The sequence below is a fragment of the Halochromatium salexigens genome (assembly GCF_016653295.1).
Classification (GTDB): Bacteria; Pseudomonadota; Gammaproteobacteria; order Chromatiales; family Chromatiaceae; genus Lamprobacter; species Lamprobacter salexigens.
Genome location: NZ_NHSF01000041.1, coordinates 1 through 11,794 on the forward strand (window position 1 = coordinate 1; position 11,794 = coordinate 11,794).

The 11,794-nt window shown below is 61.1% G+C and carries 11 protein-coding genes; 2 read left to right on the top strand and 9 right to left on the bottom strand.

Translation table 11 applies throughout. From position 1 onward, the window contains the following. Positions 1-360 precede the first annotated feature (360 nt). Complete coding sequence (gene grxD, locus CCR82_RS06065; RefSeq protein WP_201244507.1) at positions 361-711, top strand: Grx4 family monothiol glutaredoxin; 351 nt, start codon at positions 361-363, stop codon at positions 709-711. Positions 712-870: 159 nt separating this feature from the next. Here grxD and rnt read toward each other — a convergent pair whose 3' ends face one another. Further along, positions 871-1,500 carry a ribonuclease T gene (gene rnt, locus CCR82_RS06070; protein ID WP_201244508.1) on the bottom strand — a complete coding sequence of 210 codons (630 nt, stop codon included), beginning with the start codon at positions 1,498-1,500 and terminating at the stop codon, positions 871-873. 112 nt (positions 1,501-1,612) lie between these two features. On the opposite strand from rnt, the gene CCR82_RS06075 reads away from it, so the two are divergent. Then, positions 1,613-2,362 (top strand): MlaA family lipoprotein, encoded by a 750-nt coding sequence (locus tag CCR82_RS06075; protein ID WP_201244509.1) that lies wholly within the window; start codon positions 1,613-1,615, stop codon positions 2,360-2,362. Positions 2,363-2,545: 183 nt separating this feature from the next. On the opposite strand, the gene CCR82_RS06080 is transcribed toward CCR82_RS06075, so the two are convergent. The 8 genes from CCR82_RS06080 to acs form a co-directional block, all read right to left on the bottom strand. Further along, positions 2,546-2,836, bottom strand: coding sequence for a hypothetical protein (locus CCR82_RS06080; RefSeq protein WP_201244510.1), 291 nt, complete (start codon positions 2,834-2,836; stop codon positions 2,546-2,548). A 131-nt stretch (positions 2,837-2,967) separates the two neighbouring features. Next, a complete protein-coding gene (locus CCR82_RS06085; RefSeq protein WP_201244511.1) occupies positions 2,968-4,266 on the bottom strand; it encodes a chloride channel protein in 1,299 nt (432 codons plus the stop codon). A gap of 32 nt (positions 4,267-4,298) precedes the next feature. Further along, a complete protein-coding gene (coaE, locus tag CCR82_RS06090; protein WP_201244512.1) occupies positions 4,299-4,907 on the bottom strand; it encodes a dephospho-CoA kinase in 609 nt (202 codons plus the stop codon). A 25-nt stretch (positions 4,908-4,932) separates the two neighbouring features. Beyond that, positions 4,933-5,862, bottom strand: coding sequence for a prepilin peptidase (locus CCR82_RS06095; RefSeq protein WP_201244513.1), 930 nt, complete (start codon positions 5,860-5,862; stop codon positions 4,933-4,935). Positions 5,863-5,877: 15 nt separating this feature from the next. After that, entirely contained in the window at positions 5,878-7,116 is a 1,239-nt protein-coding gene (locus CCR82_RS06100; protein ID WP_338073111.1) for a type II secretion system F family protein, read from the bottom strand. Positions 7,117-7,121: 5 nt separating this feature from the next. Beyond that, positions 7,122-8,834: a type IV-A pilus assembly ATPase PilB gene (gene pilB / locus CCR82_RS06105; RefSeq protein ID WP_201244514.1), complete on the bottom strand. Its 1,713-nt coding sequence runs from the start codon at positions 8,832-8,834 to the stop codon at positions 7,122-7,124. Positions 8,835-8,867: 33 nt separating this feature from the next. Continuing rightward, on the bottom strand, positions 8,868-9,701 hold the full coding sequence (locus CCR82_RS06110) for a LabA-like NYN domain-containing protein (RefSeq protein ID WP_201244515.1): 834 nt from the start codon (positions 9,699-9,701) through the stop codon (positions 8,868-8,870). Positions 9,702-9,835: 134 nt separating this feature from the next. After that, positions 9,836-11,782 (bottom strand): acetate--CoA ligase, encoded by a 1,947-nt coding sequence (gene acs, locus CCR82_RS06115; RefSeq protein WP_201244516.1) that lies wholly within the window; start codon positions 11,780-11,782, stop codon positions 9,836-9,838. Positions 11,783-11,794 lie beyond the last annotated feature (12 nt).

Sequence of the window (11,794 nt, forward strand, 5' to 3'; positions counted from 1 at the left end):
AGCGTCTAAAATAACGAATCTATTTAAAGCAACTGATCGTGTTGAGGGTGGACCCTTGCCAGTCACAATGGCGTACTGAGAGTATGACATTAAAGCCTGCCGAATAGACTTTCACCGGGAATTGCTGGTTGGTTGCACCCGTGCGGCACAATGGAGCAAGTTCCAATGCCATACCCGGGGCGCTCGGGCCCCGTCTACAGTCGACTCCAAGAGAGGCAAGATGCGGTGCGCCCGCGGACGTTCGTTCGGGCGCCTGAGACATTGCGGTTTCGCATAGCGCAAGCCGCCGTGCCTTGATAAGCCCAACTGCTATCCCGACCTTGATCGGACACATCACCTAGTCTTCCACGAGGTATTGCGATGGATGCTGTCATCGAGCGTATCGACCAACAAGTCAACGGTCACCCAGTGGTCATCTATATGAAGGGGACCCCACAGATGCCACAGTGCGGTTTTTCGATGCGTGCCGCGCAGGCGCTTGGCGATACTGGAGTTGCGTTTGCCTATGTGAACGTGCTCCAAGACCCGGAGATCTTCGAGAACCTGCCACGTTACGCAGATTGGCCGACCTTCCCGCAGATCTACATCGACGGCGAGCTGGTCGGCGGCTGCGATATTACTCTGGAACTGGCCGCGAGCGGCGAGCTGAAACCCATGATGGAGTCGGCTGCGGCGAAGCAAGAGTCGGCGAGTAGCCAGGGCGCGGCCTGAAGTTGGCCTGATCTAGGAGGCCCTAGCAGCATGTGCCTGGAGCGATGAAAATCAGTCGCTTGTGACGGCTTCTCGGTCATTCTGATAGGGCCTCTAGGGCGCCGGCGGCATTAGGCCTCGGCGCGATGCTCTGGACGCTCACCGACACCGATGGTCGGTTCAAAAGGTTGCCGAGCGCCAACGGTTGACGACGGCGCAAAACAGCCGCGCCGTCTGCTCGGCGTCGTAAATCGCCGAATGGGCGGCGGCATTGTCCCAACTAAGTCCCGCAAGTTGCGCCGCTTTCGCCAGTACCGTCTGTCCATACGCGAGCCCGGCGAGCGAGACGGTATCGAAGACGCTAAAGGCATGGAAGGGGTTGTGCTTGTAGTCGTTGCGCTCCACTGCGGCTTTCACAAATCCGAGATCGAAGTGCGCGTTGTGACCGACCAGGATGGCCCGATTGCAGCCCTGCGAGGCGACCGCTTTGCGGATCGGGTTGAGGATCTTCGGCAGCGCTTGATGTTCGGCGATCGCATCCCGAAACGGATGGTCTGGGTCGATCTTATTGAAGGCGAGGGCGCTCGGATCGAGTTCCGAGCCGAGAAACGGCAAGACGTGGCAGGCATGGGTTGCACCGGGCACCAGCCAGCCGTCGGCATCCATGCGGATGATGACGGCGGCGATCTCGAGCAGGGCATGGCGCTGCGGATCGAAGCCTGCGGTCTCGACATCAACGACCACCGGCAAGAAGCCGCGGAAGCGTGAGGCGATGCCTTGAGGTGCTGAGGTTGAATCTAGGCGTTCCATGCCGGCAGCATAAGAGTCTTACCTGTAAAAGCCAAACGCTAGCTCAGCCAAAGCACTGTGATACCATCGGGGCGGGACAACGGCGGCGTATGATGATGTGGGAGTCCAGTGTATGCACAAAGCGCAGTTGCGCACCCTTCCCCTGTTGCTTCTGACGGTCGCTTTGGCAGTTGGGTGCGGTACGATTCCCGTGGAGCAGCGTGATCCGCGTGACCCTTGGCAGGCCTATAACCGGGCGATGTTTAAGTTCAACACGGATTTCGATAACGCCTTCTTCAAGCCCGCGGCGCAAGGCTATCAGGCTATCACGCCCCAGCCAATCGATCAGGGTATTAGCAATTTCTTTAATAACCTTGCCGATATTACCTCGGCGGTGAACAACGCGCTGCAGTTTAAGCTCTCGCGTGCCGGGAGCGATGTCGGGCGGCTCGTGATCAACACCACCGTGGGGCTTGTGGGCTTCATCGACGTCGCCTCCAATATGGGCATTCCGAGCTACAAAGAAGATTTCGGCCAGACGCTCGGTTATTGGGGCATCGGGGATGGCCCGTACTTCGTGATGCCGATCTTGGGACCAAGCTCTGTTCGCGATACCGTTGGTTTTGCCGGCGATATCATCGTTGACCCGCTCTTTAATCTGAACGAGGATGAAATCTACTGGGGGCTTGCGGTGCTGCGTGCGATCGACGCCCGTGCGGAATTTCTCGAGAGTGGCGATCTGATGGATGAAGCGGCTCTCGACCGTTATGTCTTCGTGCGCGATGCCTATCTGCAGCGTCGTCGTAACCTAGTGCACGACGGCAATCCGCCCGCCGATGAAGACTACGATCTGTTCTGGGATGAAGACGCCATCGAGCAGTAGGCGAGCGGGGTAGGTTGCAGGTTGCGGACTATATGGCAGGCAAAGGCCGGTTGCGCCAGCCCCCGATGTTCTCTGAAGATGATTGAACAGTCGCTGGCCGAGATTCAACGGCCTGACTCGCCCGGTCGCATTCGCCGTCGTAAAAGCGCCAGGCCTGATGCACTCAGTCAGCGACTGTGCGACTCAGTTCGAGCTGTTGGTCGTTGAGCTGGAAGTGCTTGAAGAACTGGAAGAGCTAGAAGATTTCTTACCGCCTTTGCTTCGGCAGTAACCACTGACCTGGACGCCGTCTTTACGCTTATAGCTGTTGACCCAGGTGCAAGCATCCTGGCGTTCGCAGGCAAGTTTTTCCATGCCCTTGCATTCCACCGCGAAAAGCGACTGTGAAAACAGAGCCAGCGTTAAACTCATCGTGAAGGTTAAAAAATAAGCAGCTGATCGAGAAGAGATTTTTATCACGTTGCAATCCTCCATATTCAATGACTCCACCGCGTTGGTGGGCGTGAATCAAGCACAAAGCGTGACCACCAAAGGCCACGTTGCGAGCTTACCGAGCAATTGATGCGACGCGCAAGCCGTGCGTTACGAAAAAGTCGGCGAGTCGGCTACGGTTCCCGAGAACGGCGGATGGTTGTGGCGCGTACTTGGAGATCGGTCAGTACATCGAAGATGGATTTCTGACCACGCAGTAAACGGGTGACTAATTCAGCACTGGCGACCGCCAGCATCCCAGGCAGAATGATGTTGGGATTGGCGGTGAGTTCCAGCAACGCGGTGAGGGCGGCGAGCGGCGCTCGCAGGGTTGCGCCCATCATCGCGACCATGCCGATAGTGGCGTAAAAGCCCGGAGAGGCCACTTCCAGCGGCGAGAACAGAAAGAGTCCGAGGCCGAGCGCCGATCCAGCAGCCCCGCCAATGAAGAGCGTCGGGCCAATGAGTCCGCCTGGGATGCGCAGGCCGACGGCAAAGGCGGAGGACAGCAACTTGGCCGCGATCAGCGCGAGGGCCAGGCTCAGGTCTCCCTCACCTTGGAGCAGACCCTCAAGGGTGCCATAGCTGGTGCCCATGATCTGCGGCAGCCAGAGCGCGAGGATGCCGGTGACCAGGCCTGCAAGCGGAAAGGCGATGGTGCAAGGCCAAGCCAAGGCGCGCCGCGCGATCTGCTCACTGAGGTTGATGAACACGACGGCGATCAGCCCAACCCCGATGCCGAGCAACAGCAGGCTCGAGAGTTCCCAGGTCGAACCCAAATACTCCGGCGCGACGGAGAAGCCAGGCTCGGAGAGCGCCAGCGAGCGGCTGACGACGGTGGCCACCACGGCGGCGACGATAACCGGCAGGAAGCGGCTGACTTGATAGCGGATGCGCAGCACCTCCATGACGAAGACCACGGCCGCGAGTGGCGTATCGAAGGCAGCCGCGATAGCGGCGGCGGCGCCCGAGGCGATCAGCGTGATCTGATCCTCTGTGGGTGCATCCAGCCGACGGCCGATAAGGCTGGCACTGGCCGCGCCGATGTGAACGGTCGGTCCCTCGCGGTCGACCGAATGACCGCCAACAATGGCGATGACCGCGCCACCAAACTGGACCAACATGTTGCTCACGGGCAGTCGTTGGGGATTGAGTGATTGCAGCCGTTTGAGTACATGAACGATGCCGATCTCACGAGAGGTACGCGGTAACCGGTCGAAGAGCAGTCCAAGCAGCAGGCCAGCGGCAACGGGCAGGGTCAGACGTAACCAAGGCGGCAGCGCCTCATGATTGGCTACGGGTCCCTGCGGTAACAGCCAATGCTGACCGAAGGCGATGCTGTAACGAAACGCGAGCACGACGGCACCAGCGAGCACACCGCTAAGCGCGCCGAGCAGGATCAGCCGCAGCCAGGTGCGTTTATCATCGTCCATGCCTTGAATTCTCCCGATGTCGACGCTCGGCTTTAGCCCCTCTGCTGATGGGCGTGCTCGAGATACATCTGGTGGAGTTGTACGATGCGGGACTCGAGCCTGCTCGCATCCCCGCGGTTGTCAATCACATTATCGGCCGCAGCCAAGCGCTCGGCGCGGCTGATCTGGCTGGCGATGATGCGCTTGATCTCGGCGGGATCGAGGCCACTGCGGTTTTGAACACGCGCAATCTGTACAGTTTCGGGTACATCAACCACCAGTACTCGATCGACCAGCGCCTGTTGGCCGGTCTCAAGCAGCAGCGGGATCACCAGCAGGGCGTAAGGCGCGGAAACCGCCTCGGTCTCTTCGAGCATCCGGTTGCGGATCAGGGGATGGAGGATGCCTTCTAGCTGGCGACGTGCGCTGGGGTCCGCGAAGACCCGGTTGCGCAGCCGCGCGCGATCTAATGCGCCGTTGGTATCGATCATCTCTGCGCCGAAGGCCGCCGCGATCGCCGATAATGCCTCGCCGTCCGCTGTGGTTAATTGATGCGCGATGGCATCGGCATCGCTGACCATCACGCCGAGGGCGGCAAATTGCTCGGCAACGGTGCTCTTGCCGCTGCCAATCCCGCCAGTGAGTGCGACACGATAAGTCATGGATGCGATGCGAGCCGCGGCTGGCTCAGGCGAGGCCCGCCCAACGCAGGTAAGCGCCCGTGATGGCCTCGCCCCAGAGCAGGCTGATCCAACCGGCAATAGCCAGGAAAGGGCCATAGGGGATGGCTTGTCCAGCCTGCTTGCGGCCGCTGGCGATGAGCGCGATACCGACGAGGGCGCCAGGCAGCGAGGAAAGTAAAATCACCTGCGGCACGGCTTGCCAACCGAGCCAGGCACCAAAGAGCGCGAGCAGCTTGAAATCGCCTTGCCCCATGCCGTCCTTACCGGTGGCGAGGCGGAAAGCGTGGTACACCAGCCAGAGCAGCATGTAACCGCTGGCGGCGCCAAGGATAGCCGAGGCGGGGTCGGTGAAGGTCCCCGTAAGGCTGAGTAAAAGGCCCAGCCAGAGCAGTGGTAGCGTCAGGCTGTCGGGTAACAACTGGGTATCCAGGTCGATCAGCGCCAGCGCGATCAACCCCCAAGTCAGGATAACCGCCGCCAGGGCGGCGCTGGTGGGGCCGAGCTGCCAGACCACCACTACCGACAAGATTGCGGTGAGCGCCTCGATCAGCGGATAGCGCAGTGGGATACTGACCTTGCAGGCGCGGCAACGGCCGCGCAACAGCAGCCAGCTCAGGATCGGGACGTTGTCCCAGGGCTTGATCGGCGCGCCACAGGACGGGCAGTGCGAGCCCGGTCGGGCCAAGCCCAGAGGCGCCTCCTGGGGTGACGCCTGATGCGGCTCGGTCGCCTTGGCCTCGGGGGGCGGAGCCGCAGTTGACGTCTCGGCGGCGAAAAACTCCACGCACTCTTGGTGCCACTCCTGCTCCATCATGCGAGGCAGGCGCAGGCTCAGCACATTGAGAAAACTGCCCACGAGCAGTCCGACGAGCGCGGTGCTCAGGTAGAGCAGAATCGGCGCCTGCACGAAGAGATGGATGAGGTCGCTCGACATCCTCGTGTCCCGGGCCTAGATCACGGTCGCAAGCTTGAAGATGGGCAGGTACATGGCGACCACCAGACTGCCGACCAGGGCGCCGATGACGATCATGATCAGCGGCTCGAGAAGACTGCTCAAGGCGTCGACGGCATTGTCGACCTGCTCCTCGTAGAAATCCGCGACCTTGGCGAGCATGGCATCGAGGGCGCCGGATTCTTCGCCGATCGCGGTCATCTGGACCACCATGTGCGGGAACAGACCGCGCTGCTGCATGGCGAGCTGAAGGCTCTGGCCGGTGGCAATATCATCGCGCATCACCTTGACCGCGTTGGCATAGACGACGCTGCCCGTCGCGCCCGAGACCGACTCCAGCGCGTCTACCAGCGGGACTCCAGCAGCAAAGAGGGTCGACAGGGTGCGTGCGAAGCGGGCAACAGCCGCCTTACGCAGGATTGTGCCGATCACCGGCATGTGGAGGGCGGTGCGGTCGAGCGTATCGCGAAAGGCCCGTGAGCGTTTGAAAGTGGAGATGATGGCAAAGACCAGCGCCGCAACCCCAACAGCCATGAGCAACCAGTAGTTGCGCATGACGTCGGAGATCGCAATCACCAACAGCGTGAAGGCGGGCAGGTCGGCGCCGAAGCTCGAGAACAGCGCTTTGAACTGCGGGATTACGAAGAGCATGATCACCACGGTGACGATGATTGCGACGATGATTACCGCCGCTGGATAGAACATCGCCTTCTTGAGTTTGCCCTTGATCGACTCGGTCTTCTCCTTGTAAGTCGCGATCTTGTCCAACAGGATATCGAGGACACCAGCCTGCTCGCCGGCCGCGACCAGATTGCAGACCAATTCGTCGAAACAGGCCGGGTGTTTGCGCAGCGCCGCCGCCATGCTGGTCCCGCTCTCGATGTCGCCCTTGATATGCAGCAGTAGCGCCTGCATCGAGGGGTTGTTATGGCCACGGCCAACGATCTCGAAGGACTGCACCAATGGCACACCAGCGGCCATCATGGTCGCGAGCTGGCGACTGAAGACGCTGATATCGGCCGCGGTAATCTTCTTTTTGCCGCTGCCGAACAGCGGTTGCGGTTTCTTGCGCACCTTGAGCGGTTTGATGCCCTGCCGACGAAGCTCGGCGCGGGCTAGCATAGGGCTCAAGGCGCTTAGGTCCCCTTTCACGCGCGTGCCGTGCCGGTCGACCCCTTGCCAGAGGAACGTCGATGTTTTTTCCGACTGTTGCTTCATTGCGGCGGTTGCGACCATCGGAGTCAATCTCGGGTCACGCGGTTGAGTTCGAGCAGGCTGGTCAGGCCCTCCTTGACCTTCTGCAAGCCGGACTGCCGCAGGTCAAGAAACCCCTCCTGCGCCGCCTGACGCGCGAGGTCGAGAGAATGGCCGCCTTCCATAATGGTTCGCCCCATCGCCTCCGAGACCTCAACCACTTGGAAAAGGCCGATGCGGCCCTTGTAGCCCTCGGTGCAGCGCTCGCAGCCGACGGCCTTGTAGAGGGTCAGTCCCTCATCGATCTCTTGGGCGCTGAAACCCTCTTCAAACAGGGCCTCGCGCGGCAGCGTTTCCACGGCGCGGCAATGCAGGCAGAGTCGACGCGCAAGGCGTTGCGCCATGATCAATAACACCGATGACGCGATATTGAATGGCGCCACGCCCATGTTCACGAGTCGCGTCAGTGATTGCGGCGCATCGTTGGTGTGCAATGTCGAGAGCACGAGATGACCCGTTTGCGCCGCCTTGACCGCGATCTCGGCGGTTTCCTGATCGCGGATCTCGCCGACCATGATGATGTCCGGATCTTGGCGCAGGAATGCCCGCAGCGCGGCGGCGAAGGTCAAGCCGGTCTTGGCATTCATGCTGACCTGGTTGATGCCTGGCACCTGGATCTCGACCGGGTCTTCGACAGTGGAAATATTCACAGCGGTCCGGTTCAAGAGGTTCAGCGCCGAATAGAGGGTGACCGTCTTGCCGGAGCCAGTGGGCCCGGTGACCAGAATCATGCCATAGGGGCGGGTAATCGCCCGCTGAAAGCGTGCCTGCTGCTCGGGGTCCATCCCGAGCTTGTTGATGCCAACGTTGCCGCCCGCGGAGTCGAGGATACGCAGCACGACCTTTTCGCCATAGAGCGTCGGCAGGGTGTTGACGCGAAAATCGACATCGTGTGCATAGCCGAGCTTGAGCTTCAACCTGCCATCTTGAGGGACGCGGCGCTCGGCAATATTCATGCGCGACATGACCTTGAGCCGCGCGATCAAGCGCGAGGCGATGCTCAGTGGGGGATGAGCGATCTCGTGCAGCACCCCGTCTTGGCGAAAACGGATGCGAAAGGAGCGTTCGTAGGGCTCGAAGTGCACATCGGAGGCCTCAGCATTGATCGCATCGTGCAGGATTTTGTTGACATAGCGCACGACCGGTGCGTCGTCGACGTTTGAGTCCGTGTCAATCGTCTCGCCGCCATCGTCCTGGACCCCCTCGGCCTTGCCTAAATCGGCATCGATGAGATCGGAGAGGGTCGTATCTTGCGCTTGCAGGACTTGGTGGATGGCGGTAGCGAGTTTATCGTCCTCGACAAGGATGACGCTGGCGCTCAGGCCGGTATTGAAACGGATATCATCCAGGGCCTGGTCATGGGTCGGGTCCGATACCGCGACGAACAGACGATTACCACGGCGTAATAACGGTAACGCGCGATGTTTTTGCACCAGGCGCGTATCGACCAGGTCCATGGGCACATTCAGCAGATCGACGGCAGCCAAATCCAGCAGCGGCACCCCGAACTCTTCCGAGGCCGCGACCGCGATACTGTGGCTATCGAGCAGTTTCTGCTCGACGAGATACTGCACGAAGGCCTGATGCCGGTCAGCGGCTTCACGCTGCGCTGTCCGCGCCCGTTGCTCCGAGAGCAACCCATCCTGAACTAGGCGTCGCGCCAAGCCAGCGGGGTTGATCGGAGACGCGTCGGTAGCCATTGGCGATCGGCTCTATTGCTCGAGGCCTTGCGATCAACGGCTGATATTGAACGCAAGCCTGACGTTATTGGCGACCAAGCCATTGTCCTTTTGATCGCTCTCGTTGAGATAGAACTCAAGGATCGTTTCGCGATTCATCAGCATGTCCTCGGTGACATCCTCGGCGACCTCGTTGGCATGGCAAAAGACGCTGACATAGGGCGAGGCTGGCTCGCGCGGATCGGTGATCCAAAGGTCGGGCGAGATGTCCTGAATGAACCTTAGGAAGCCGTAGCCCTTGTCCGGGAACCACTTGGTGCAGACCCCGCGCACGCAGGAGCCGGACTTGCCCCATTCATTACGTGGTTCGTAGGAAACCGGCAACAGGTCGGGGATCAAAAAGCCGGGCCAGAACGCATCGACCTCTTGCTGCAGCGCGCGCGAGACGTTCTTGAAACCGATCAGCTCGACCCGGCAGCCGCGATTCTGCAGGGCCTCGACGACTTGCAGGAAATCGCCATCGCCGGTGACCAGGATCACCTGATCGAGCTTCTCGGCCTGTAGCATGGCATCGACCGCCATATCCAGGTCGGCATTGGCCTTCATCGAGATATTGCCGGCCTCATCTGTGTACCGGCGCACATATTTCACCGTGATCTTCCAACCGAAGTCGCGCACCATCTGCTGATAGCCGCGGCTCTTCTTCGCGTATTCAGGATCTTCGCGGGCGCGTTCCGAATCGTAGGAAATATAAGTATTGAGTCGTTGCAGGATGCCATTTTCACGCGCGGCGAACCGTCGCAGCACGTCGTAACGCATCTGATAACCACCGTTGTAACGGACATTCTCGGCGTCGACATAGACGCCTACTCGCTGACATAAAGGCAAGGAGGTGGACCTCGTGGGGGCTGAGCGCTTACCAGGATTCCGTTCGTGATGGGGCGTAACTTGGGGATGGCGGGGTCACCGCCGGATAGCATGAGCGGTTGCGGCCAATGGCACCGCAACCGGGGCTGGATGGATTATTGATTGGCGCGATTGTCGATGAGTTCCTCGACCACGCCGGGATCGGCCAGGGTCGAGGTATCGCCCAGGGTGCTGATCTCGTTGGCGGCGATCTTGCGCAGGATGCGGCGCATGATCTTGCCCGAGCGGGTCTTCGGCAGGCCCGGTGACCACTGAATGACATCGATGGTGGCGATCGGACCGATCTCGGTGCGCACCAGCTTGATCAGCTCCTTCTTCAGCTCATCGCTGGGTTCGACGCCGGTCATGGTGGTCACATAGGCATAGATGCCCTGGCCCTTGAGGTCGTGCGGATAGCCGACCACGGCCGCCTCGGCGACACCATCGTGCAGCACCAGCGCGGACTCGATCTCGGCGGTGCCGAGGCGGTGACCGGAGACGTTGAGCACATCATCGATGCGCCCGGTGATCCAGTAATAGCCATCGGCATCGCGCTTGGCGCCGTCGCCGGAAAAGTAATAGCCCGGATACTGCTTGAAGTAGGTGTCGATGAAGCGCTGATGATCACCGTAGACGGTGCGCATCTGACCCGGCCAGGGCCGGGTGATGACCAGCGCGCCCTCGGCCTCGCCTTCGAGCAGGGTGCCGGTGGTGGCATCGACCAGCGCCGGCACCACGCCAAAGAACGGCTTGGTCGCTGAGCCCGGCTTGGTCGGTGTGGCGCCGGGCAGCGGTGTGATCAGGTGGCCGCCGGTCTCGGTCTGCCACCAGGTATCGACGATCGGGCAGCGCTCATCGCCGACCACACGGTGGTACCACTCCCAGGCCTCGGGGTTGATCGGCTCGCCGACGGTGCCGAGGATGCGCAGGCTCTTGCGCGAGGTCTGCTTGACCGGCTCCTCGCCGGCGCGCATCAGCGCGCGGATCGCGGTCGGCGCGGTGTAGAAGGTGGCGACATTGTGCTTGTCGATCACCTGCCAGAAGCGCGACATGTCCGGATAGTTCGGGATGCCCTCGAACATCAGCGAGATGGCGCCGTTGGCGAGCGGACCATAGACGATGTAGGTGTGACCGGTGACCCAGCCGACATCGGCGGTGCACCAGTAGACCTCGCCCTCGCGGTAGTCGAAGGTGTATTTGTGCGTCATCGCCGCATACACCAGATAGCCGCCGGTGGTGTGCAGCACGCCCTTGGGCTTGCCGGTCGAGCCCGAGGTGTAGAGGATGAACAACGGATCCTCGGCCTCCATCGGCACCGCCTCGCACTCGGCGGAGGCATCGGCAAGCGCCTCGTGGTACCAGAGGTCACGGCCTTCGCTCCAGGCCACCTCGCCGCCGGTGCGGCGCACGACGATGCAGCTATCCACACTCGGGCATTCCTCGAGCGCTTTGTCGGCGTTCTTCTTCAGCGCCACGTTGCGTCCGCCGCGCACGCTCTCGTCGGAGGTGATCAACAGGCGGCACTCGGAATCCTGGATGCGGTCGCGCAGCGAATCCGGGGAGAAGCCGCCAAAGACGATCGAGTGCACGGCGCCGATGCGGGTGCAGGCGAGCATGGCGACGGCCGCCTCGGGGATCATCGGCAGGTAGATACAGACCCGGTCGCCCTTGCGCACGCCGCGTGCTTTCATCACGTTCGCCAGCTTGCAGACCTCGGCATGCAGCTCGCGATAGGTGAGCTTGCGATCTTCCTCGGGGTTGTCGCCTTCCCAGATGATCGCGACCTGATCGCCCCGCGTGGCCAGATGTCGGTCCAGGCAGTTGTGCGACACATTCAGCTTACCGCCCTCGAACCAGCGGATGTAGACCTCCTCCGGGCCGTAGCTGTAATCCATCACCGTGTTCCACTTCTCGAACCAGGAGATGTGCTGTTCGGCCTGCTCGGCCCAGAAGCCCTCGGGATCATCGACCGAGCGCTGATACAGGCTGCGGTAGGTTTCTTCGTCGATCAACGCCTCGGCGGCGATGTCGGCGGGTACGGGATAGATTTTCGAATCCGACATGAGACTGAGTCC